A 23,750-nucleotide genomic window follows, 5' to 3' on the forward strand; every position below is an offset into this window, starting at 1 on the left:
CAGCCGCGGAGGGACGCGAGCGCTCTGGCCAGAGCACTTGAGACGGCAACCCCATGGCGCATCGATGAGCGAAGACGACATCACCCAGCCGACCCACCCGTCTCAAACCCCTTCCAGACTCGATGGTCAGGTCGCCACCGGCGACTACTCCTTGGATTCGGCCCGGCAGAATGCGTCCGAAGCGGAACTGACGAAGATCGAAGAGTTTTCCGTCTTGGGGTTCCTGGGCAAGGGCGGTTTCGGAACGGTCTATCGCGCCTATGACGGCTTGTTGCAACGTGAAGTCGCGCTCAAGGTCCCGCATCAACGTCTGGTCAATCAATCTGATCTCGCCGCGGCGTATCTGCGTGAAGCCCGTGCGATGGCCAGCTTGGACCATCCCCACATCGTGCCCGTGTACCGGGCCGCCGCGACGCAACAGGTCGCCTGCTATTTGGTCACCAAACTGATCCATGGTTGTCCCTTCGGCCAGTGGATTCGGCGAAAACGCCCTTCCTATCGACAGCTCGCCGATGTCCTTCGCTACGTCGCCGACGCGCTCGCCTACGCCCATTCCCGCGGCATCGTCCATCGCGACATCAAACCGGGCAACATCCTGATTGATGAAGAGGATTGTCCCTATGTCGTCGATTTCGGTTTAGCGCTGCGCGACGTCGAGCGTGAAGGCCGCAGCGCCTACGTCGGAACGCCGGCCTACATGAGTCCGGAACAGGCGCGGGGGGAAGGCCACCGGGTCGACGGACGCTCGGACATTTTTTCCCTCGGCACGGTGTTGTATCAATCGCTGACCGACAGCAAACCGTTCAAGGGCGAGGACCGCGACAGCCTGTTCCAAGAGATCATCTATCACGACCCGGTCGACCCTCGAGAAATCCAGCCCGAGGTGCCGGCGGAACTCGCGCGGATCTGTCTCAAGTCGCTTTCGAAGTCCGTACACGACCGCTACGCCAGTTGTGAACTGCTGGTCGATGACTTGGCGCACTTTGTCGAAACGATGGACGGCGATTCGTCGACATCCACCACGTCGGCTCAGTCGGCGTTCGGTCCTAATGCCGCTCAGGCAGACAGTCACCGCCAACGCCGCACCCTGCCCAAAGGACTTCGGCCGTTTGATTTGCGAGATGCCGAGCACTATTTGGAATTGTTGCCCGGACCCTATGACCGTGACGGCTTGCCGGACATTGTCCGGTTTTGGTTGTCGCGGATCGATTCGACAGATGCTTCCAGAGCCGTCCCGGTCGGACTGATCTATGGACCCAGCGGGTGTGGGAAAACGTCGCTGGTCCGGGCCGGCATCATGTCGCGATTGGGCAATCCGTGCACCAGCATTTATCTGCAGGCGACACCCGAATCAACCGAATCGGTGTTGGCCGGTGCGATCCGATCGAAATTCGGCGATCACCGTTTTGGATCGGTCACGGATCTGGCGGACTTGATTGCCGCTCTCCGCCGCGGCAATCAACCCAAGGTCGTGATCTTCATCGATCAGTTCGAACAGTGGCTGTTCTCCCATCCCGACATCGAACGTGAATCGTTGACCGCCGCGCTGCGACAGTGCGATGGCGTGCAGGTGCAATGCATCTTGATGGTACGTGACGACTTTTGGCTCGGCATTTCACGATTGATGCAAGCGATCGATCTGCCGATCGCCGAGAACGAAAACGCGACGTTGTTGGATCTATTTGATACCCGCCATGCCCGTCATGTGCTGGCGCTGTTCGGCGCCGCGCACGAGCGTTTGCCTGATTCACAGACCCATTTCAGCCCACGCCAAAATCAATTCCTGGATTCCGCGATCCGTTACCTGGCCAGCGACGGCCGAGTGATCTGTGTCCAGTTGGCGCTGCTGACCGAAATGCTCAAACATCGCAACTGGGAAACCAGTTCGTCTCTCTTCAAAGACGGCGGCACCGGGATTGGGGTCCGGTTCTTGGACGAGACCTTCGACAATGAGCGTTCGCCGCGTCGGATCCGGTTGTTCGCCGAAGGCGCCGAGCACGTGCTCCGCGCCCTGTTGCCCGAATCGGGGTCCAGCATCAAAGGCGCCGTGCGGAGCGAGCAGGAACTGATGGAAGCGACCGGCTACCGCGACAAAGCCGCATTCCGTCGATTGATCGCTGTCCTGGACGGCGAACTGCATCTGATCACTCCGACCGACCGGACCGAAGAAGACAGTTTCAGCAGCGAATCGTCGACCAGTCAGATCGGCACGACCGGCTATCAACTGACGCATGATTTTTTGATCGCGCCCATCCGTCACTGGGTCGAATTGCGAAACCGCACCACCAAAGCCGGGAAGGCGCGATTGCGGCTGGATGAATTCACCGAGCTGTACCGTGCTCGTCCGCTGCCCCAAGCGTTACCGACACTCAGCGAATACCTTGCCGTTCGTCGACATGTCCCGCCCTCGACCTATACCGGACCACAGTTGCGGATGATGAACGCCGCCCGCCAGCGCCATCTCGGTCGGCTTGGGGCGTGGTCGCTGGCCGTCGGATTGCTGTTGGCCGTCAGCTGGGGCGGCTATGCGTTCGTGGTCAACCAGCTTCGACAGCGGGACAGTCAAGCGGCGCTGACCCGCTTGGTCGACGCCGAGCTTTCCGAAGCGATCCCGTTGGCCACCGAGCTGCGCGAAGATGCGTGGATTCGAGCCCAGGCGTCGACACTCGTTGCGGACCCGGACTCCAGGCTATCGGTTCGTGTCCGCGCGTCCCTGGTCAATGCAGATCGGGACGTCGTCGCGGCAGAAACATTGACCAGGCACGCGCTGACCGCGCCGGTCGACGAGGTCGTCCAGATCGCGCGGAGCATCGTTCCCTTGATGAACTCCACCAACGAGTTGGCGGTCGAGCTGTGGCGGGACCAGACCGCGACGCGCGGGGAATTGCTTCGCGCGGCCTGTCTGATCGCCAACGATCCCGGCAGCATCGGTGGCTTTGATGATCCGGACGATCAAGCGGTTTTGGTGCAGTTGCTGCTGGCCGAAAATCCGGTCTGGTCGAAGAGCTGGGGGCTGGGGTTTGCTCCGCTGGCCGAGACGTTGCTGCCGCGGCTTGCCAAACATTTGTCGGACCCGGATCGGCAGCAGCCTTCGTTGACCGCCGTCAATTTGGTGCGTCAGTTCGCCAAAACGGATTTCCACTTGCTCGCCGACCTGGTCCGCTCCGCCCACGCCTCCGAATTCAACTTGCTGTTGGAAACGATGGAAGCGGATCCCGATCGGGCACGCGATGCGCTGCGGCGGCAGTGGGATCAGATCAATCAGGCCGAGACTGCGGTGGTCGATGTCACACGTCCCTGGGGGTCGCCCTGGTGGATCGTCGGTGATCGCGATCGAGTCGATTTGACACCCGACCCGGTAATCGACGACGCCCTCTTGGTTCAGTTGGACTCCTTTCAATCGGTCATCGGCCCGCACGCGATCGTGGCCCACCAGGTTCCTCGCGATCGTCTGGCCGGACTCGCCACAGAACTCGCCATCAGCGGCTATCGAATCGGACATCTCGCCGTCTATCGTCACGACGCGCAGCGCTATTGCTTTGTCCTGTTCACGAGAGACTCGTTGGAGTCCAAGTATGCGTTGGATCTCTCGGCCGATCAGGTGCGGGCGCTCAATCGCGACCATCGTGACGAAGGCTTTCTTCCCGATAGCATCAGCGGCTACGCCGACGAGGATAAAACCCTGCGATATTTCGTCAGCTGGATTCGTCGGCCGCAAAACAACGGTGTGACCGCTGCTGACCTGTATCTGGAGGTGCCGGGGAGCCATCACCAGACCGACGGATGGCAGCCGATGCTGCAAAGGGGCCTGTCACTGCCGCGTTTCAATCTGTCGGTCCAGCAGTCGGATTTGCCCGAGCAATTCACGTCCATTCGCTGGCAAACGACTCGCGAGATTCGATACGCCGACGCCTGGAACCAGTCGGCCGACCAGTGCCGCCAGATCATCCAATGGAATCGATCTTCGCCAGTGCTTGTGGCGGGATCCAGCTTGGCCACCGACGGTCGACGCGATGGGACGGTCACTCCGGTCTGGTGGCATGATCTTCCCGTGCAGGCGAAGCTGCTGGAACACCAGGGTCGACTCGATCACCTGCGTGCGGCGGGAAAGCTGATGGCCGAGGGTTACTTTCCCGTTTCACTCGATGCGGCCGCCTTTGACGACGATCGGACATTTCGATTTCAGTCGGTCTGGTGGCGCGCGCTGCCGGAGATCGATGCCCAGGTTGCCTCCGCCCGGGTCCGCTGCAATCTGGCACTGGCGCAGTTGCGACTGCAGCAAGACCAGAATGTGAAAGACGCACTCGCCGGCCATTGGGGCGAAGAGACACGGGGTGCCGTCATCGCAGGATTCGGCGAATTCATGTTGCCGCCGGAATGGTTGTTTGACCAAATTCAAAACTCGCGAGATGACCAAGCCCCGCAAGACGCGATGAGAGTCCGCAGTTGCCTGATGGCGTTGAAACTGATTCCGGTCGACCAAGTCAGTCCGCAACAACGGTCGTCGGTCACGGAGGTTTGGCGTGATCCGCTTCAACGAACGACCGACTCAGGCATTCGGTCTGCTTCACTCGCCCTCGCGGCCGCATGGAATCTGGATCTACCCTTGCCGCCGTCGAGTGATCCCGATCGTGAGTTTCTGGCCGTCTCGGGGCAGCGGATGGTGGTCGTTCGACCGGCAGCAACCGTTTGGCTCGGTTCGTATGGCAATGAACCGGGGCGTGACGGACAGAAAGAGCCGCGGACGGCGTTTGTGATCGACCATGACTATGCGATCGGAGCCACCGAAGTGACCGTCGAGCAGTTCCTGGCGTTTCGCAACGATTTTGACTATCCGGAAGACTATGCCCGATCGGTAGACAGTCCCGCGATCAATGTGACCTGGTATGACGCGGCAAAGTATTGTCGCTGGTTGAGTGAGCAAGAAGGCATTCCCGAAGACGAGATGTGTTATCCCGAAATCGATGCGATCAAGCCGGGCATGGTCGTCTCGGCGGGATCGGTGGATCGAATCGGTTATCGGCTGGCAACCGAAGCGGAATGGGAATCTGCCTGCCGCGGCGGCGTCGATCGCAACCGTTGGTTCGGCTTTGACCCGAAGCGACTCGATGACCATGCCTGGACGGTCAGCAATTCCGAATTCCGGACCCAGCCCGTCGCCCGCTTGTTGCCCAACGACTACGGGCTGTTCGACATGTTGGGCAACGTGATGGAATGGTGCCACTCCCAAAGTCTCGCCTACCCGCGGCAATCGCTCGCACCGGCGTCTGATCCCGGCAATGAATGGTTCGACGTAGAGGGCCGCACGAGGATGATCACGCGCGGCGGCGCGATGCTGTACCAACCCGGTGACGCACGCGCCTCCCAACGCAATCTTCACGGCGCCGATTCACGTTGGGTCTACATGGGATTCCGAATCGCCAGAACGATTCGGCCGACGCTTGAGTAACCAGCCGCGCGGCACCCTCGCTCAACGTGTCCGCGTGACCGACCAGCCTTCCGGCGGATCGGGCAACTGAAAGGCCTCGTGGTAGGCACGCTGCGCCCGCTCGACCCAGACCAAGGTTTGCTGGTGTAGCTTCGTCGGCTTCATCCGAACAGCTCGACTGGCCAACGATCTGGCCAGTCCAAACTCTTGTTTGGCCACCGCCGCGATCGCCAAATTGTGCACCGCAACGGATGAAAACGGATATCGCTGGTAAACCTCTTGCCAGATCGCTTCCGCCTGCCCCCATCGGCCGGCGACCGCCAAGGCGTTGCCGCGTCGAATGGCTTGCGTGCCGGGCAGCAAGTAGGGGATTTCCAACTGCACACGTTCCCGCACGACCGCCGGAGTGATCAGCGGCAACGTCTCGCGAACGAGCGCCGATTGCAACGCCACATCCTTGTCGGCGGCCAACGCCAAATCGGGGTATCGCTCGAGCGCGGATTCCAATTCCACCACGACCGGTTTGCCCAATGGCCGGCCTTCGGTCGGCGCCTGGACGTCAGCGCTGACCGGCATCAAACGCCAGGAAACGGTCAGCCGATTGCCCGCTTCGGTGATCGATCGGGGACGCCGGTCCGGCAAAATCTCGCCGCGCAAAATGAAGTCGATGTGTCCTTGCTGAGCCTTCTTGGCCAGCGCCAGATCGCTTTCGTCGTCGGCGTTGTAAGACACCAGCGAGACGCCTTGATCAAAGCCCGGCGTCGATGCGTTGATCGATTCGGCGGATACCAAGCGGGTGGAACGACCCGCGTCGGCAGGTGCGGCCAGCAGTAGTTTTTCATGAATCGGCGTGGCCAATTCCTGGGGGCCGACAATCTTGGGGACCATCACCGAATGGCCGACCGTGGAACGCAGCGTCGGCGGCGACCAAACGTGTATCGGGGCTCCCATGCGACAACCACCCAGCGACGTGAAACACGCAACCAGGAAGGCGCAACGGGCGAGTGAACGAACGCAATGAACTGTCATCCCTGACGCGATACGCAATAAGTGGAAATCGAGTCAAGAGCGTCTCTGAGATCAACAAAGGGGTCAAGATCAACAAAGGGGTCAGGCCTCTTTGTTAGGGGATCTGCCCTTGAGGCATCAAAGAGGCCTGACCCCTTTTCCGCGGCTCAAAGCTCTAGCTGGCCCGCGGCGGGGGCCGGCGAGGCGTGTAGAGGCAACAATCGGATGGACAGACATCGTGCCAGGGCCCCAAGGTTCCTGCCGCGTCTTTCTGCTGGCGAATCCCAATTCGCTCTTCCACCAGTTTGCGAATCATGCTGACGAAACCAGCACTGATGCCCGGTGTTGCGGCACGGCTCATCTTGATGCCACGTTCTCGGCACAGCGTCGCCGCTTCGTCATCCAAGTCGTACAGCACTTCCATGTGATCGCTGACAAACCCGATCGGCACGATCACGAGGTTCTTCAGCTTGTCCGCATCATCCATCTCGGCGATCGTGTCACACACATCCGGCTCCAGCCACGGCTGCTGCGGCGGGCCGCTGCGGCTCTGGTACACCAACCGCCACGTGTCGACCCCGACCGCCTCGGCGACCAATCGCGACGCTTCATGGAGTTGCTTGACGTAGTCGCAGTTGTCCGCCATCCCCATCGGGATGCTGTGGGCGGTGAACAGCACCGTCGCCGCGGCCGGTTCGGATTCAAGCTCGGCCAGCGATCGGCGAACACTGCTCGCCATCGTTGCGATGAAGTCCGGATGATTGAATCCCATCCGCACTTTTTCCACCAACGGGGCTCCCTCGCCGACCTCCTCTTGCGCGGCAAGAATGTTTTCGCGGTACTGACGGCAACCGCTGTAACAGCTGAACATGCTGGTGAAAAATGCAATCGCCCGTTTGCACCCGTCGGCCTTCATCTGCCGCAAGGTGTCGGGGAACAGTGGATGCCAATTCCGATTGCCCCAGTAAACCGGCAAATCAATCCCGTTGGATTCAAACTCGGCCTTGATCGCCGCCAGCAGCTGGCGGTTCTGCTCGTTGATCGGGCTGACGCCGCCAAAACTTTTGTAGTGCTCGGCAACCTCCAACATGCGCTCGCGTGGCACATTTTTTCCCCGCAGCACGTTTTCCAAGAACGGCATCACGTCCTCGGGGCCTTCTGGGCCGCCGAAGGAAACCAACAGGAACGAATCGTAGGGCAAGTCTGGGTCGGACATCGATGGGATGAGTTCTCGGATGCGAAATGAAACCGGCGGGTCATTCTCGCTGATCGTCAATCCGCATGGCAGTGGGGGCACTTCGGTCAACTCGACCGCGGTCCGACGAAGCGATCGCGGGACGATGGCTGAATCGCCATTTCTCGAAATGGTTGTCGCGTCATTGGTATGAAAAATGCACCACAACCCAAATTGCTTTCGTGCTTTACGAATCAGACAGAGGTGACGGTATGTTTTGGACTTTGATAGCTATGATCTTCATCGTCAGTTTCGTGCTGGTGGTGATGTCCATCCGCGTCGCAATCATTGATGAACGTCTCGATATGAGAGAAGTGAAACTGATGAGAAACCTCTCTCGATACGCGAGCCGAGCCTCTTTCAGCCCCGACAACCCTGGCCGCAGGCCGCGGAATTTCAGCAAATCGGGTTCACTGAAGTTCCCAACGGTCCCCGGAATGGGCTCGTTCACCGCGAGCTAGTGCCCCGCAGCGGGTCAATTTTGGTGAGTGGATCGCGTCGCTGATCCTTCTGCAGGGGATCATTAAGGCGAGCGGCTGACGTGAAACCGCTCAATCATCACTCAGCGCGGCCGAAAAGGTTCCGATGCGATCGGACGCAGCGCGATCGCGGTCAGCGCCCCAGAATGAGACTCGCCGCCTCTTTTAACCCGGCTCCGATTTCTTCGAGCGGCCAGTACTCCAGTCCGACGAAGCCGTCGTAATCCGTTTCTCCGATGGCGCGAAAGATCTCGCCATAATTCAACTCGCCCCGCGTCAACTCATTTCGGCCCGGATTCCCGGCGGCATGGAAATGACCGATCCGACCGATGTTGGCGGTCGCATTGCGAATCACATTGCCTTCGCTGATCTGCTGGTGATAGATGTCGAAGACAACCTTCACGTTTTCGCTGGCCACCTGGTCGACGATCGCAAACGCCTGCTCGCTTCGCACCAGATAGTAACCGACGTGGTCGATCAGATCGTTCAGCGGTTCGAAGACCAGCGTGATGCCGGATTGTTCCAGCATCGGTGCCGCTTCGCGCAGACCTTCGACCAGGCAATCGTGTTGTGCTTCGTTGCCGGCGTCGGGCCGAAAGTCGCCGACCTGAGAAATCAAGGTCGGGCATCCGAGCCGCTTGGCCGCTTCGATCGATTCGCCGAGCCCGTCCAGATAGGCGGAGCGACTCGCCGGGTCGACCAGACTGATGAACTTGGTGCAGCAAGCGGCGATTCTCATCTGGTGCTCCGCCACAGCCTCTTCGATCTCCGCGAGGTCTTTGTCCCACCAGCCCCAGAATTCGAAGGCGTCGATTCCGCAGGCTTTGACGCGGGCGATCGCATCGCGCGGCGCAACGCCTTCAAAAACGGCGTCGATGCAAACCGAGGGACGAAGGGTGGAGGGTGCGGGGGTGGAGGGTGTGGCTTCACTGCTCATGACATGACCGAAGCGACCGCTTCGCAGAAGGAGTTCATTTTGGTTTCACTCATGCCGGCAACGTTGATCCGACCGCTGCCGACGATGTAGATGCCGTGCTTGCTTTTCAGCTCGTCGACCTGCATCGGGCTGAGCCCGCTGTAGGAAAACATGCCTTTCTGGCGAAGCAAGAAGGAGAAGTCGTGGCCCGAGCCGGTCGACTTCATGGTTTCGACGAATTGTTCGCGAAGTCTGGTGATCCGCAAACGCATCGTTTCCAGTTCTTCCTTCCACAGTCGGGTCAACTGCTCGTCGGCCAAAATCGTGGCCACGATCGCACCACCGTGTCTCGGCGGATTGCTGTAATTGGTGCGCACCACCCGTTTCAGCTGACTGAGTGCCGCGGTGCACTGCTCGACATCGGCCGCGACCAGCGAAACCGCGCCGACCCGCTCGCTGTACAAACCGAAGTTCTTGGAGAACGACGTGCACACGATCGCTTCGTCGACATGTTCCAATACCGTTCGCAAACCGACGGCGTCTTGTTCGATCCCGTCGCCGAAACCCTGGTAGGCGAAGTCGATCAGTGGCAACAGATTCTTTTCGGCGATCACCGACGCGATCTGTTTCCAATCCTCGGCGGTCGGGTCGATGCCGGTCGGGTTGTGACAACAACCGTGCAGCAGGATCGCGTCGCCGGGTTTGGCGTTGTCGTTGAGTGCAGCGAGCATGCCGTCCAGATCCAACGACGTGCGATCATCACCCAGGTAGCGATAGGTTTCCGACGATAAACCCGCCGCGGCGAAAATCGCCGGATGATTGGCCCAGGTGGGATTGGGCATCCAAATTCGTGCCTTCGGCAATTGGGTCCGCATGAAATCCGCGGCGACTCGCAGCGCCCCGGTGCCGCCGGGCGTCTGCAGCACCGCCACGCGATCGGCCGCCAGCGTCTCTCCGAACACCAGATTCCGAACATCGGCGCGGTACTCCGGCAAACCATCGATCGACAGGTAGCCCTTGGTCGCTTCGCTGTCCAAGATCTTTTGCTCCGCCGCTTTGACCGATTTCAGGATCGGTGTCTGCCCGTTTTCGTCCTTGTAGACCCCGACTGACAAGTTCATCTTGTCGGGATTCGGGTCCGCGTTGAAAGCTTCGGTGAGTCCCAGAATCGCATCCGGGGGGGCGGTCTGAATGACGGAAAAACGATGACTCATGATGGTGGCTCGCGCGTGGGCTAGGCCTGGGCTGGAAATGGACGTTGCCAATGCCCGCGAATCGTAGTGCAACAGCGGCAATTCGGCTATCCTGTCCCCGACCCAGGGCGCGGCCTTTTGGTTCAGGTCCGTCGCCGACGCGCCCTCTGCCGGTGACGTTTCGTCGGCGCAAGACGGCCGCAACGATTTCTCGACCGGTTGAGGCCCCCACTCGGCGGAGTCTGAGCCGCACCACGGGCGACCGGAATGAAACGAGAACCGAGTGCGGCGTTTGCCCTCAGCTCTCTTGCTTTGACTCTGGCTCGCGGACTCTTTAGCGATGGGCGTGGGCCCGCTGCCGCGCTGTTTCGGATTCAAACCCCAAGCTGTAGGGGCGAAAGACCAGGATCGGATCGGCGACCAACGCACCGAAGCCACGGGTGCGAGGATCGATCCCCTGGCGATGCAGCGCCAGGGCCAGCGCGACGTCGCGGACCTGGGTTCGGTGAGTCGTCTTGGGCGGCACCATCGATCGCCAAACGTGGCTGACCCGCGTGTCTGCGGAAAAACTCGTGATCCAGGTGTCGATTTCCGCTGCCGCAAAGTTTAGCTCCGACGCGGCCAACAGTGCGGTCACAATCCGCGACGGCGATTCGGTCGGATCGTTCAACGCCCGCCGGCAATCCGATTCGACGATCCGGTCGCAATCGTAACGCAACCCGATCACCAATCGGTCACGCAAATCGATCGGCGTTTCGGTCAAAAAACTGCCGACCAGTCGCGACAGGACACGGCTTTCGTGATCACGCAGCGCCTCGGGGCCGCTGCCGGGATTGCTGAGGTGTGCGACCAGTCGTAGCGTCGCCCCGTCGGCCGTCTTCCGCTTGCGAGCCGACGCCAACGAAAGCACGACGGACCAAGACGCAATGTCGTGTCGATCGAGGGTCTCGATCTCTGACCAGCAATTCGCATCGGTCGCGACTCCCGCCAGCAAGCGGCCGATCTCGGGGCGATCTTGGACGGCTGAGGCGAAAACCAATCGAGCGTCATGACCACCCCCGGCGGAATCACGAAACTGTTCCCATCCGGCCAGCTCGCGCCCGTCGAACGAAGCGTCGTAGAGGAATCGCTCCATCAGGATCTCGCGCTCCCGCATCTCCAAACGATTTAACAAGCGCTGCTTGGAAAGATAAAGCTCCAAGTCCGGGGGCGGGAACGGATTGGCGCGAAGCAGGGCTTTGATTTGATCTGCCGACGATTCGCTGTGAATCGCCAAGTCGATCAGTCGCGTTTCCGAACGTCCGCGCGTGGCGAAGGAATCCGCGGCCAAACCCGCGACCAGTGCTTCGAATTCGACCCGTGGTTCTGTCTGTGTCGACGCCGGCGTTTGGGATTGGACCCGGCCGGTGATCAACGCCGTCAGCGTGAGGGTGAACAGCCACAAGAAACGGGCATCAGGTCGACACATCGGCAATCAAGAGAACATCGAGTTGTTTGCAAGGTAAGAAACCCTAGCCCGTGCCGATGTCGATTCCGGTTTTCACGCCGCGTTGACCGTCCAAATCCTCTTCGGAAGACGTCAACGGTTCGGGTACACTGCGCGACCGCTACAACCCCAACGCTACGCCGAACCATCGCACTGCCAAGCAACGAAGCCATGAAACTGATCTGTTTCGAAGACGAATCCGTCAGCCAGCTCCAGCCGATCACCCTCGCCCGGCCCGCCTATGCGATCACGTGTGCGAGCTATCAGTTGGTCGATTGGTTGAGGCTGTTGCCGGGCGACCTGACCGTTTCCATTCGCAACTACTTGGCGCCGATTCAATCGCTGGAATCCAACCTTTCCGCTCCCTCGCGGGACTCGGTCCGGGGCGAAGAGGTTCTGTTGGTCAACGCGCGATTGGTCCCACGCGTCGACACCCTGGCGGCCCTCAAGTCACTCTGTGCGGCAACCGTTGCCGGTGTGATCCGCTGCGATCGAAGCGGTGCGATCTTGGCCGCTCGTCTGACGGCGAAGGAATCGTCGCTGCTCGATTCGCTGCCGCCGAGCCCGGCCGACATGGTGGAGGAGCCCGCTTCGCCGTTTCAGAAAGCGGCTCGCAAAGCCGTCGGCGACCTGGAGAAACCCAGCGACGACGGAGTGGTCAAACAACTCTTGGAACTCACCGCCGATCTGCCCACCGATTCGCTTCCGATCAGCCCGGACGACCTGCCGGCGTTCGGTTGGCCCCACGAAGTCGTCGCCTGGCACATGACAGAAATGCCGACGGCCATGCAGTGGCGACTCGCACGCGGTGGATACACCGAAACGGCCGATGGGGTGTTCGTCGCCGACGGCGTCTCGATCGGACAGTATGCCGCCGTCGATACCAAAGATGGCCCGATCCTGTTGGACGAGAACGTCAAAGTCGGACCGTTCTGTTTGTTGTCCGGACCGGTCTACGCCGGACGCGGGACACGCATCATCGAACACGCGGCGCTCAAAGACGGCGTCTCGCTCGGTCACACCGTCAAGATCGGTGGTGAAGTCGAAGCCTCGGTCATCGAGCCGTACACGAACAAGCAACACCACGGGTTTCTCGGCCACAGCTATTTAGGCAGCTGGATCAACCTGGGGGCCGGGACCTGCAACAGTGACCTTAAGAACACGTACGGCAAAATTAATATCGAGTACGGCAACGAAAAGATCGCCACCGGCATGCAGTTCCTCGGCTGCATCATGGGCGACTACAGCAAGACGGCAATTAACACCAGTATCTTTACCGGCAAGGTCATCGGCGTGTGCAGCATGCTGTACGGGTTCGCGACGTCAAACGTCCCCAGTTTTGTCAATTACGCCCGGCTGTTCGGACAGCAATCGTTGCTGCCGGCCGAAGTCATGGTCAACACCCAACAACGCATGTTCTCGCGTCGAAAGGTCGAGCAGCGGGAATGCGATATCCAGCTGATCCAGGACATGTACAAGTTGACGATCGCCGAGCGCGATCGCGCCGACCACGACGGGTTTTAGTGGATCGAGCAAGCCGACGCGAGCGGAAAAGCACTAGCCGCCGGTGACCGGATGCAGGGCACTGAAATTCGCCAAGAAGAGGGCCAGGGCGAGCAAGGCGACCGGAAGCGCGAACAGGCGAATCAGCATGCGAAGGTCTCCGTGAACAGGGGGGATGGAATTACATACGTGATAGGTGGGACGCACGCTGAATGCCAAACAGGAAAACACCGCAATTTGCGAACCTCACCCAACCTGCGCGTCATCATTTCGACCCGCTGCCGTCGAAACGACACCGCCCCGCGCCATCCCATCGACAACACCCAATCCCCCACCGTCTCCCCGGGGACAGACCCCAGGGTGAACGGGGACAGACCCCAGGTGAACGGGGACAGACCCCGGGTAAATGAAGACAGGACCGAAATGGGGGGTAGCGCCGTCGAGGGGTGCTGACAGCGGTGCGACCCCGTTCGGGGTCGTGTGGTGTGGCGTTTCTCGGGTCCGGCGGTGTTCGCTTCGCTCGACCGCCGGCTACGTTGCTAGCATCCCATTCGGGATGCGGGCTCTGATGGGGACAGACCCCGCGGCGGCAAGTCCTGGCGGCATCCACCGGGGACAGACCCCCGGAGCGTCCGACCCGGGGACAGACCCCGAGTCGATCTCGCAGCGGCACGGGGACAGACCCCGCAGCGGCAGCGGCCCGGAAGGGGCGTCGGCGCCTGGCGGGGATTGATCTGGTATTCTTGGTCCCCCGTCCTGTCCGTTTCCCCCTCCTGGATCACACCATGACGTTCTCTCGATCTTTGATGTTTGCCATTGCGTTCGGTTGGCTTGCCGCCACGCTGATCGTGACACCCGACGCACGAGCCGACGTTTATGAACTGCGGACCTACAAGGCCGCCGAAGGCAAACTCGATGCGCTCAATGCTCGGTTCCGCGACCACACGATGCGGTTGTTCAAGAAGCACGGCATCGAATCGATCGGCTACTGGGTGCCCACCGACGAAGAAGCTTCCAAGGATACGCTGATCTACGTGATCAAGCACGCCAGTCGTGAAGCCGCCGCCGAGTCCTGGAAAGCATTCATCGCCGATCCGGAGTGGAAGAAAGCCGCCGCGGAATCCGGCGTCGGACGATTGGCCAAACCGCCCGAATCGGTCTACATGGAGGCGACCGACTACTCGCCCGAGTACGAAAACGCCGCCGGCGATGAAGACGACGTATTCGAGCTGCGGATCTACAAGGCCCGTGAAGGCACTCTCGGCAAACTCGATGCCCGGTTCCGCGATCACACCATCGATCTGTTTGCCAAGCATGGCATCAAATCGGTCGCCTACTGGCATCCGACCGACGAGCCCGATTCGAACGATACGTTGATCTACATCATCGAGCACGAAAGCGCGGACGCGGCCAAGCAATCCTGGAAGGCCTTTGGGTCGGATCCGGCGTGGAAGAAAGCCGCCCGCGAATCAGGTGTCGGTGGCTTGGCTCAAAAGCCCGAATCGATCTACATGAAGGCCACGGATTACTCGCCGATCCAATAAACCCGCGTCGCGACGCACGATCCGATCATGCCCGGGAAAGTCCTGCTCTGCGGCTGCAGGAGACGCGCGTAAATTCCCCAGGATTAACGGCTTTGACGATAAACCCGCTCAAGATGATCGCGCCGGGGCTTCGATATGCCACTATAGGAGGCTCCAGGTGGACCCGGGTGGTGTCGAATCGGACTCCAGCGATGTGCCTCCGGACGAGTCACACGGTCGGGGACAATGCGAGATCCCACTTGCAAACACGCGAATCGAGCCCCGATCTTATTGCTAGCGTGCATCGTCACGTTCGGCAATCTCAGCGTCGGTTGCAGCCGCTCCAAGTACCGTTTGGCGGCTGACCAGGAAGCGTACAACGCGATCGCCCAGCGCAACGGCGACCCGCGGTGGAGCACGGTGAAGTACGACATCGAGCCGGATCCGCGGAGCCGCTACGCCGACGTCTACGATCCGGACTGTCCACCGATCCCGATCGACGATCCCGCCTCGCAGCAGTACATGCGATGCGTCGACGGCAAGAAAGGTTGGCAGCATTGGTACGACGGCGGGATCCGCGCGGGGCTGGAGAACCCCGCATGGCAGGCGTTGCTGGGCGAGTACGTCGAACTCGCTGACGACGGCGCGGTCATGCTGGACATCGATTCCGCACTGCGTCTGGCCTACGTCCATTCGCCGAATCATCAATCGCAGCTCGAGACACTCTACTTGTCGTCGTTGGACGTCACCCGCGAGCGATTCGAATTGGACACCCAGTTCTTTGGCGGATATGACATCGGTTACAGCCACAACGGTTTGATCACCCCTGCGCGACTGGCGCACGACGGGAGCCGCTGGGTGATTGCTCCACCAATCGCAGAAACGCAGAGCAACGTGCTGGCGATCGGCACGACCGGACAGCGGCGTGCGTTGGAAACTCGCCGGCAATTCGCGACCGCGGGAACCCTACTGACCGGATTTGCCAACTCCTTCGTTTTTGAATTCACCGGGCCGGACGCCGGGCTTTCCGCCTCGCTCTTGAACTTCACGTTTCTGCAGCCCCTGTTGCGCGGCGCGGGCCGCGACATCGGGCTCGAAGGCCTGACGCAAGTCGAGCGGACGTTGTTGGCCAATCTGCGATCCTATGCGCAATTTCGACAGGGCTTTTACACGCAAGTTGCCATCGGTGAATTGGGCGTTGTCGGTCCCCAGCGAACCGGGCGCGGCACCAGCCTGCAAGTGTTCGGCGGCCAGGCACAGCTCGGTGGTTACGTCGGTTTGTTGCGACAGTTGCAACAAATCCGCAACGCCGAAGACAACTTGAATTTGCAAATCCGAACGCTCGCCCAGTTGGAAGCGTTGCTCGTCGCGGGGCTGATCGATCTGGTCCAAGTCGACCAATTCCGGCAGAACGTCGAACGCGATCGGGCCAGTTTGCTGCAAAGCCGAAACGATTTTTTGAGATCACTTGACCAATACAAAGCCTTCACGCTCGGATTGCCACCCGACTTGTCGGTCGATTTGAATGACGATCTGATCCACCAATTTCAACTGGTCGATCGCGCGGCGACCGCCATTCAAGACACCATCGCCGAACTTCAAACGCGGCCGAGCGAACTGGGCCAGGACCCCGATCCGGCGGCCATCGAGTCGCTCCGTGGTGACGTCTATGAACTCGTCCAACCGCTTCGCCAAAACCTGGGCAACGTGGCCGACGATATAACGTTGACCAAGGATTCGATCCCGCTTCGCCGCCGCGCAATGGACGAGGCGGCCAAGGAAGCCTTCGACCGCGAGATCGCCGAACTGGACACCGGCTACGCCGACTTGCTGGTCCAGCTGGAACGCATCGAAGTCGAAGTGGAACGGATGAAAGCAGGCTTGCCGCGGCTGCCCGATCCGGACGAACTCTCGCTCCGCTTGGATGAGGATGAAGATGATGCGGCGCCCGTCGCGGATGGGCCCGACAGCGACTCCCCCGACAGCGACTCAACGATCGCCGAGTTGGTCAATCCGTCAGCGGATGCGACCAGCGAGATCGACCGCACCGTGATCCTGCTTCGCAAGATGCTGCGGCTAATCCAAGGCTCCATCCTCGTCCAAGCACGGGCCCGATTGGAAGCGGTCAGCGTCGACACGATCGCCTTGGAGACCGAGCAAGCGTTTCAGATCGCGCTTCAAAATCGTTTGGACTTCATGAACGGGCGGGCGGCCTTGGTCGACGACTGGCGGCAGATCCAAATTGCCGCCGACGCGCTGCAGTCGGTGTTGGATTTCAGCGCCAGCGGATCGGTCCAGACCGATCGCAACAATCCGCTCAGCTTTCGTGGTTCGACCGGCAGCGCCGCGGTCGGCCTGCGTTTCGACGCGCCACTGACGCGTCTGTTGGAACGCAATCAGTATCGTGAATCGCTGATCAACTACCAGCGCAGCCGCCGCGCCTTGATTCAATCGCACGACTCGTTGCATTTAGGGCTACGTGTTCTGCTCCGCGAGATCGAGCAGCTGAGAACCAACCTGGAAATCCAGCGTCGCGCCGTTGCGATTGCGATTCGCCGCGTCGACGTGACCGGATCGGCGCTTTACGCTCCGGTCCCGCCACCGCAACCCGGCCAGCGTTCGGCGCCGTTCGGACCCACCGCGGCGATCAACCTGTTGTCGGCCCAGTCGGCGCTGCGCGATACCCAGAATTCGTTCTTGACGGCGTGGCTGAGCTATTACGCGGCGAAGCTACGCCTGGCGCGGGAATTGGGCGTGATGGAACTGGATCTGGAAGGCCGCAGAGTCGCATCGCCGCTGCCCGGTGAAGTCCCCCGGTTGGAACTCGACACGACGGAATTTGAACCGTTGCCACCGCCAATCAGTCAAGCGCTAATCGATGCGGCACAGCTTTCCGCAGAAGGACTGATCGAAGCGGTCGAGTGAGCCCGGTGCAGCTTCGATGGACGTTTGGGCCACGATCTGACGGGCCGGACGCCCACCCCACGCCTGCAGCAAACCGGGGGGATCGTTTGCGTTGTTGCAAATCCCAGCGGCTTTTTGTCCACGTTTCTTGTTGGTTGATGGTCTTATCAGGCCTCGAATCGGTTTACGATAGGTACCCCCTTCGCGCATCGATCGCCACCCGAACGGCTGACGCTGTGAAGCATTTTCCCCCTGTGTTTCTTGAGGTTTTAGCGGCAGGGCGCGAGCCCTCCGGTTCTTCCTCTTTGCCAAAACACCGGAGGGCTCGCGCCCTACCGCTAAAAAATGCTTCACAGCGTTACCCGAACGGGGCCTGTCTCCCTCCGGCACCAGACTCCTCCCGATGATGTCGCTCGACTCCCCTCCAGCCCGCCGCACGTCGTCGCCCGAACCGGTTGACGGCGACGCGACCGGATCGTCGCTCGCCACCGCAACCAAGCCGACGCGACAAAAACGCTGGATGTTGCGGATCATCCTGCTCCTGTCCTTCCTGGGCATTCTGATCGGCGGAACGGTCGTCTTGCCGGGGCTGCCGCTCGCGCCGGTCGACGGCCCACACTTGACCCACACCGTCTCGCGCAGCGACTTGGTCGTCTCGGTCACCGAGCAAGGCACGCTCGAAAGCAGCAACAACACGGAAATCAAATGCCAGATCCGGGGCTTCAGCACGATCATTTGGGTCGTCGAAGGCGGCACGGTGGTCCAGCCGGGTGACGAGCTGGTGCGTTTGGACACCAAACGCATCGAGGACGCGATCGGAAAACACACGACCGACGCGCACATGGCCCGAGCCACCTATGAACGGACCAAGGCCGATGTGGCCAAAGCCGAAATCGCGATCGATGCGTATCTGGAAGGATCCTACAAGACGCAGCGCCAGGGGCTGCAGCAGCAATTAAAAATCGCGCAGTCCAACTTGGAAACCGCGCAGAAAATGCTCGGCCACAGCGAAGACATGTTTCGACGCGGTTACGTCAGCGAGTTGGAAGTGGAAGGCAACCGGTTCACGGTCAAACAGGCCGAGTTGGAACTGGGGGTTCGCGAAACCGCGGTCATGGTGCTCGATAAGTACACCAAGGAGATGCAACTGGAAACACTCCAAGGTCAACTCCGGGCGCAAAAATCCAAATTGCTCGCCGACGAAGCCGGGTTGGCGATGGATGAAGGACGTCGCGACCGGGCGATCCGAGAGTTGGACGAATGCGTGATCACCGCCGGGCGAACGGGATTGGTGATTTACCCTCCCTCGGAACAATGGAAAGAGACACCGGACATCGCCGAAGGCAAGACGGTTCGCAAGGATCAGGTGTTGTTGTTGATGCCCGATCTGATGCAAATGCAGGTCAAGGTGGCCATCCACGAATCGCTGATCGATCGCATTGAGAAAGGCTTGTCGGCGACGGTCAGTCTGCCCGAACTGACGGTCGAAGGAAGCGTCAAATCGGTCGCCACCGTCGCCGCGCCCGCCGGGTGGTGGACGGGCAACGTCGTCAAGTACGACACGATCGTTGACCTGCCGTCGGTGGCGGGACTCAAGCCGGGCATGACGGCCGAAGTCGAAGTCATCATGGCAACGCACCAGGATGTGCTGACCGTTCCCGTTTCCGCGGTGGTCGAAACCGAAGACGAATCGCTGTGTTGGGTTCGGACTCCGACCGGATTCCAGCGTCGTGTCGTGATGCTAGGCGACAGCAATGAAGTGTTCATCATCGTCCGGTCGGGATTAAACGAAGGCGACGAGGTGGTGCTCAATCCGCTGCAATTCGTCGACGAAGCAGAGGGCGAGGCACGGCAACGCTTTGACGACAGGGAGCCCGGCGAAGACCGGATGAGCGTCCAAGGAGATCCGCATGTCTAAGTGGATCACACGCGGCATCTTTACCGTGCTGTTTCTCGCGATTCTCGGCACCGCCGGCAGCCTGATGATCTCGGCGTCATCGACCGATGACAGCGGCCCCAAGCTGACACACACCGTGTCCCGCGGGGGCATGAAGGTCACGGTGACCGAACAAGGTGTTCTGGAGAGTTCCGAAAACACCGAAATCAAATGCAAAGTCCGCGGCCAAAACACGGTCATTTGGGTGATCGAAAACGGCACGCAAGTCCAACAGGGCGACGTGCTGGTGCGGCTGGACACGCTGGAGATCGAAGACGCCATCAACGAACGGACCAAGTACGCCCACTGGTCCCAGAGCGGTGCCGAGTACTCCAAAGCCGAGGTGGCCCGCGCGACTCTCGCGATCAACGAGTATCTCGAAGGACGCTATGTTTCGGAGTTGTTGACGCTTGAGAAAGACCTGGCCGTCGCCGAGTCCAATCTGCGGACGGCGAAGAACATGTTGGCGCACTCCAAACGGATGTCCGAACGAGGCTACGTGAGCGAATTGGATGTCGAACAAAAAGAATTCTCATTGACCCAAGCGGAGTTGAACTTAAACGCCACGAAGACACGCATCGATGTGTTGAAAACGTATACCAAACAGATGGAACTGGAAACGCTCAACGGCAATTTAAAATCGATCAAGGCGACACACGCGGCCAACGTCGAACGTGCCGTCCTGGATGCCAACCGACGCGATCAAGCACTCGAAGAATTCGAGCACTGCGTCGTCAAGGCGGAGAAAAAGGGTCTGGTGATCTATCCCTCGGCGGCCGCCTGGAAAAATTCTCCGGACATCGCCGAAGGCGCAACGGTGCACAAAGACCAGGTCCTGATGCTGATGCCCAACTTGTCCAAAATGCAAGTCAAAATCGGTATCCATGAATCTGTCGTGGACCGCATCGAGCCCGGCATGCACGCCGCGGTGAGTTTGCCCGAACTGGCGATGGACGCAACCGTTTATTCGATCGCTTCGGTGGCGCAGCCGACGGGTTGGTGGACCGGCAACATCGTCAAGTACGACTGCATCATCCAGTTGCCATCGATCGAAGGGCTGAAGCCGGGCATGAGCGCGGAAGTCGAAGTCGTGATGGCGGACTACCAAGACGTGCTGACCATTCCCGTCTCGGCCGTTCTCGAGACCGAAACCGAAACACTGTGCTGGGTGATGGTCAACGGCAAACCGCAGCGCCGCGAGATCACGCTCGGCGACAGCAACGATGTCTTCATCATCGTCCAAGACGGACTCCGCGAAGGCGAGGAAGTCGTGCTCAATCCGTTGTCGTTTGTCGACCAGGCTCAACAGGCCGCGCTCCGCACGATCGACGAGACGAAGCCATGAATGCCCTGTTGCGCACGATCACGACCGGCGTCAAAAGTCTGCTGCTGCAGAAAATGCGCGCCGGCTTGGCGGCGTTGGGGATCTTCATCGGAACCACCACGGTGATCTGGTTGGTCGCGATGGGCGAAGGGGTCAGCCATCGCGCCCAAGAGCAAATCCTGGAACTGGGTGCCAAGAACATCATCGTCCGATCGGTCGAACCGAATTCTTCCCAAGACAACGCGAACAGCCGGGTCAAAAAATTTGGTCTGCTGAGAAAAGACCACGAGCGAATCGTCGCCACCATTCCAGGGATCCGTGACGCGATTCCGATGCGCGAGACCAGAATGGAACTGCGGGTGGAAAACCGTTCGGCCGACAGCAAACTGGTCGGCTGCAGCGAAGAACACTTGCAGATGAACCAACTGGAAATCGCCAGGGGACGGTGGCTGACCCCGCGTGATCGCGGCAAGAAAGTCGTCGTGCTGGCCGACCAGACCGCGACGCGTTTGTTTCGGCACCAAAACCCGCTGGGCAAATCGATTTGGGTCGGCAGCGAGTTTTACATCGTGATCGGCCAAACCAAACCGCGGACCGCCTCGGCGGCGATCGGCGGAAGCTTGGATGCCCGCGACTACAACTTGGACGCCTACATCCCGCTGCAGACGTTTCGCGACCGCATCGGCGATCGGGTGTTGACCCGCAGCTCCGGACAGCAGTTCACCGGTGAGATCGTCGAGCTGAGTCAGATCACGGTCAGCGTCAATGATGTCGACAACGTGGACGAAACGGCGGCGATCATCGAATCGCTGCTCAAGAAGTTTCACAAGACCGAAGACTACGCGGTGGTCGTCCCCAAAGAGTTGCTGGCCCAAGCCGCACGGACCCGCGCGATGTTCAATATCCTGTTGGTGATCATCGCCGGAATCTCGCTGCTGGTCGGCGGCATCGGGATCATGAATATCATGTTGGCCACGGTGACTGAGCGGACGCGCGAAATCGGAATTCGACGCGCGATCGGCGCCAAACGCCGGGACATCATTCAACAATTCTTGACCGAAACATTGGTGCTGACCGGTACCGGCGGATTGTTGGGCGTGTTGTGCGGGCTGATGTGCGGCCCGCTGTTTCGCGGCATTCGCGCCGCGGTGACCGCGATTTCTCCCGATGCCTTGCCGCCGATCATTTATACGCTCGAACCCAGAATCGCCCCCTGGTCGATCGGATTGTCGTTGTTCATCTCGCTGGGAACCGGTCTGATTTTTGGGCTCTATCCCGCCCGCCGAGCCGCCATGATGAACCCGATCGAAGCCCTGCGACACGAATGATGCTCGAGAACAGCGCACAAGACATGACACCCATGCCCCCATTCATTCCGCTACTTCTGGCGACCTTGTTTGTCACCACCACGACAACGTTTTCGTTCGCCGCGGATCTCGGCCTTTGGAACAAGCATGTGGTCACCGAACAGGGGCACTGCAACACGGCGACGGCGACGCAAGGTCCATGGACGGCCCGACCGATCGACAACGAGATCACCGGGATTCACTGCCTGCTGCGATCGGACATCGACAACGACGGACTCGGAACTTTTGCCCAGCACACCGTCGACACCGGCCAGCAGAGTTACGACCTACGATCAGTCGACACGGACGGCGATGGCGACGCAGATCTACTCAACGCCGGACGCGGCAGCAACAACGTGGTCTGGTACGAGAACCCGTTGAAGTGCGACGATCTGCGGGCTCCATGGCAACGTCTGCCTTGTTCCCGATCGTCGTTCGAGCGTCAGACGTCGGTTTCGGCCATGTCGCGGGCGTGATAGCTGCTGCGGACGAAGGGGCCGCTGGCGACTTTTTTGAACCCCATGCTCTTGGCGATCTCGCCCAGTTCTTCGAACTCTTCCGGTGGCACGTAACGCACCACGGGCAGGTATTTTTCACCGGGCTGCAAATACTGGCCGAGCGTCAGGAAGTCGACGTCGTAGTCGCGCAGGTCGGCCAGGGCGTCCAGCAATTCGCCGCGTTCTTCGCCGAGCCCCAGCATCAAGCCGCTCTTGGTTTTGACGTCGGCGTCGTATTCCTTCACCTTTCGCATCATGCCCAACGTCCAACGGTAATCGCTCTTGGGGCCACGCACGCGGCGGTACAGTCGCGGAACCGTTTCCATGTTGTGGTTGAACACGGTCGGCTTGGCCTGGATCACCCGTTCCAAGGCGTCTTTGCAGGCGACGAAATCCGGCGTCAGGACTTCGGTCGTCGCACCACAGCGCTCGCGGACGGCGACGACGCAGCGATAGAAGTGGTCGGCACCCCCGTCGGGGAGGTCGTCCCGCGTGACGCTGGTGATGACGACATGTTTCAGCCCCAGACGGGCGGCCGCTTCGGCGACGCGGTCGGGCTCGTCCGATTCGGGCAATTCCGGCGGACGTCCTCGGTGGACCGCGCAGAATCCACACGGCCGCGTGCAAACGTTCCCCAAAATCATGAAGGTCGCGGTTTGCTGGCTGTAACACTCCATCCGATTGGGGCATTTGGCGTTGTCGCAAACCGTTTCCAGTTTCAACTCCTCCAACAGCCCCTCGGTCATATGGTTCGCGTTGCTCTTGGGGATGGGCCGCTTCAGCCAGCGCGGCAAGCGGCCGCTGCCGCTGAGTGCGGTACCGGCGGGAATTTCAGGATCTGCGACGACGGGTAATCGAAAGGCCATGGACGGACGGGGGGAGAGACGCGTGGACGAAGTGAACCCTTTCGGGGTCCGTATTGTAGTGAGTCTGTCTGAAGGGCAATGGCTATCGTCTCGAGTCCGGATACAAT

15 protein-coding genes are annotated in these 23,750 nt (G+C 60.4%); 9 read left to right on the forward strand and 6 right to left on the reverse strand.

Annotated elements, in window-relative coordinates:
• The first annotated feature begins 64 nt into the window (after positions 1–64).
• Positions 65–5,449, forward strand: a complete 5,385-nt coding sequence (locus tag Enr13x_RS37110) for a protein kinase domain-containing protein (RefSeq protein ID WP_145391944.1) — start codon at positions 65–67, stop codon at positions 5,447–5,449.
• A gap of 21 nt (positions 5,450–5,470) precedes the next feature.
• On the opposite strand, the gene Enr13x_RS37115 is transcribed toward Enr13x_RS37110, so the two are convergent.
• A complete protein-coding gene (locus Enr13x_RS37115; RefSeq protein WP_145391945.1) occupies positions 5,471–6,379 on the reverse strand; it encodes a tetratricopeptide repeat protein in 909 nt (302 codons plus the stop codon).
• Positions 6,380–6,611: 232 nt separating this feature from the next.
• Positions 6,612–7,652, reverse strand: a complete 1,041-nt coding sequence (locus tag Enr13x_RS37120) for a ferrochelatase (RefSeq protein WP_145391946.1) — start codon at positions 7,650–7,652, stop codon at positions 6,612–6,614.
• A gap of 251 nt (positions 7,653–7,903) precedes the next feature.
• Here Enr13x_RS37120 and Enr13x_RS37125 point away from each other — a divergent pair, with 251 nt between their 5' ends.
• A complete protein-coding gene (locus Enr13x_RS37125; protein WP_145391947.1) occupies positions 7,904–8,131 on the forward strand; it encodes a hypothetical protein in 228 nt (75 codons plus the stop codon).
• A 151-nt stretch (positions 8,132–8,282) separates the two neighbouring features.
• Here the strand turns inward: Enr13x_RS37125 and Enr13x_RS37130 are convergent, their stop codons facing one another.
• The 3 genes from Enr13x_RS37130 to Enr13x_RS37140 form a co-directional block, all read right to left on the reverse strand.
• On the reverse strand, positions 8,283–9,086 hold the full coding sequence (locus Enr13x_RS37130) for a hydroxypyruvate isomerase family protein (RefSeq protein WP_145391948.1): 804 nt from the start codon (positions 9,084–9,086) through the stop codon (positions 8,283–8,285).
• Positions 9,083–10,279 (reverse strand): amino acid aminotransferase, encoded by a 1,197-nt coding sequence (locus Enr13x_RS37135; RefSeq protein WP_145391949.1) that lies wholly within the window; start codon positions 10,277–10,279, stop codon positions 9,083–9,085. The genes Enr13x_RS37130 and Enr13x_RS37135 overlap by 4 nt, the downstream gene beginning before the upstream one ends.
• Before the next feature lie 313 nt (positions 10,280–10,592).
• Complete coding sequence (locus Enr13x_RS37140; protein WP_145391950.1) at positions 10,593–11,726, reverse strand: hypothetical protein; 1,134 nt, start codon at positions 11,724–11,726, stop codon at positions 10,593–10,595.
• 189 nt (positions 11,727–11,915) lie between these two features.
• Between Enr13x_RS37140 and Enr13x_RS37145 the strand changes: the two genes are divergently transcribed.
• The 7 genes from Enr13x_RS37145 (at position 11,916) to Enr13x_RS38720 (ending at position 22,756) form a co-directional block, all read left to right on the forward strand.
• Positions 11,916–13,268 carry a putative sugar nucleotidyl transferase gene (locus Enr13x_RS37145; RefSeq protein ID WP_145391951.1) on the forward strand — a complete coding sequence of 451 codons (1,353 nt, stop codon included), beginning with the start codon at positions 11,916–11,918 and terminating at the stop codon, positions 13,266–13,268.
• Positions 13,269–14,032: 764 nt separating this feature from the next.
• On the forward strand, positions 14,033–14,791 hold the full coding sequence (locus tag Enr13x_RS38715; RefSeq protein WP_197455655.1) for an NIPSNAP family protein: 759 nt from the start codon (positions 14,033–14,035) through the stop codon (positions 14,789–14,791).
• Positions 14,792–15,016: 225 nt separating this feature from the next.
• The gene (locus tag Enr13x_RS37155) at positions 15,017–17,695 is read left to right on the forward strand and encodes a TolC family protein (protein WP_145391952.1); all 2,679 of its coding nucleotides are present in this window, start codon (positions 15,017–15,019) and stop codon (positions 17,693–17,695) included.
• 382 nt (positions 17,696–18,077) lie between these two features.
• Positions 18,078–19,592 (forward strand): efflux RND transporter periplasmic adaptor subunit, encoded by a 1,515-nt coding sequence (locus tag Enr13x_RS37160; RefSeq protein WP_145391953.1) that lies wholly within the window; start codon positions 18,078–18,080, stop codon positions 19,590–19,592.
• On the forward strand, positions 19,585–20,955 hold the full coding sequence (locus Enr13x_RS37165; protein ID WP_145391954.1) for an efflux RND transporter periplasmic adaptor subunit: 1,371 nt from the start codon (positions 19,585–19,587) through the stop codon (positions 20,953–20,955). Before Enr13x_RS37160 ends, Enr13x_RS37165 begins: the two co-directional genes overlap by 8 nt.
• Positions 20,952–22,262, forward strand: coding sequence for an ABC transporter permease (locus Enr13x_RS37170; protein WP_145391955.1), 1,311 nt, complete (start codon positions 20,952–20,954; stop codon positions 22,260–22,262). Before Enr13x_RS37165 ends, Enr13x_RS37170 begins: the two co-directional genes overlap by 4 nt.
• A 32-nt stretch (positions 22,263–22,294) precedes the next feature.
• Complete coding sequence (locus tag Enr13x_RS38720) at positions 22,295–22,756, forward strand: hypothetical protein (RefSeq protein ID WP_197455656.1); 462 nt, start codon at positions 22,295–22,297, stop codon at positions 22,754–22,756.
• Here the strand turns inward: Enr13x_RS38720 and lipA are convergent.
• The gene (gene lipA / locus Enr13x_RS37180; RefSeq protein ID WP_145391956.1) at positions 22,723–23,643 is read right to left on the reverse strand and encodes a lipoyl synthase; all 921 of its coding nucleotides are present in this window, start codon (positions 23,641–23,643) and stop codon (positions 22,723–22,725) included. The two genes, Enr13x_RS38720 and lipA, sit on opposite strands and share 34 nt — an antisense overlap.
• Positions 23,644–23,750 lie beyond the last annotated feature (107 nt).

The organism is Stieleria neptunia, from assembly GCF_007754155.1.
GTDB lineage: Bacteria > Planctomycetota > Planctomycetia > Pirellulales > Pirellulaceae > Stieleria > Stieleria neptunia.

What these genes read in the sequence shown, in the direction of transcription:
- Enr13x_RS37110 (WP_145391944.1), top strand. Translation starts at nt 65, where the DNA reads ATGAGCGAAGACGACATCACCCAGCCGACCCACCCGTCTCAAACCCCT.
- Enr13x_RS37115 (WP_145391945.1), bottom strand. Translation starts at nt 6,379, where the DNA reads ATGGGAGCCCCGATACACGTTTGGTCGCCGCCGACGCTGCGTTCCACG.
- Enr13x_RS37120 (WP_145391946.1), bottom strand. Translation starts at nt 7,652, where the DNA reads ATGTCCGACCCAGACTTGCCCTACGATTCGTTCCTGTTGGTTTCCTTC.
- Enr13x_RS37125 (WP_145391947.1), top strand. Translation starts at nt 7,904, where the DNA reads ATGATCTTCATCGTCAGTTTCGTGCTGGTGGTGATGTCCATCCGCGTC.
- Enr13x_RS37130 (WP_145391948.1), bottom strand. Translation starts at nt 9,086, where the DNA reads ATGAGCAGTGAAGCCACACCCTCCACCCCCGCACCCTCCACCCTTCGT.
- Enr13x_RS37135 (WP_145391949.1), bottom strand. Translation starts at nt 10,279, where the DNA reads ATGAGTCATCGTTTTTCCGTCATTCAGACCGCCCCCCCGGATGCGATT.
- Enr13x_RS37140 (WP_145391950.1), bottom strand. Translation starts at nt 11,726, where the DNA reads ATGTGTCGACCTGATGCCCGTTTCTTGTGGCTGTTCACCCTCACGCTG.
- Enr13x_RS37145 (WP_145391951.1), top strand. Translation starts at nt 11,916, where the DNA reads ATGAAACTGATCTGTTTCGAAGACGAATCCGTCAGCCAGCTCCAGCCG.
- Enr13x_RS38715 (WP_197455655.1), top strand. Translation starts at nt 14,033, where the DNA reads ATGACGTTCTCTCGATCTTTGATGTTTGCCATTGCGTTCGGTTGGCTT.
- Enr13x_RS37155 (WP_145391952.1), top strand. Translation starts at nt 15,017, where the DNA reads ATGCGAGATCCCACTTGCAAACACGCGAATCGAGCCCCGATCTTATTG.
- Enr13x_RS37160 (WP_145391953.1), top strand. Translation starts at nt 18,078, where the DNA reads ATGATGTCGCTCGACTCCCCTCCAGCCCGCCGCACGTCGTCGCCCGAA.
- Enr13x_RS37165 (WP_145391954.1), top strand. Translation starts at nt 19,585, where the DNA reads ATGTCTAAGTGGATCACACGCGGCATCTTTACCGTGCTGTTTCTCGCG.
- Enr13x_RS37170 (WP_145391955.1), top strand. Translation starts at nt 20,952, where the DNA reads ATGAATGCCCTGTTGCGCACGATCACGACCGGCGTCAAAAGTCTGCTG.
- Enr13x_RS38720 (WP_197455656.1), top strand. Translation starts at nt 22,295, where the DNA reads ATGCCCCCATTCATTCCGCTACTTCTGGCGACCTTGTTTGTCACCACC.
- lipA (WP_145391956.1), bottom strand. Translation starts at nt 23,643, where the DNA reads ATGGCCTTTCGATTACCCGTCGTCGCAGATCCTGAAATTCCCGCCGGT.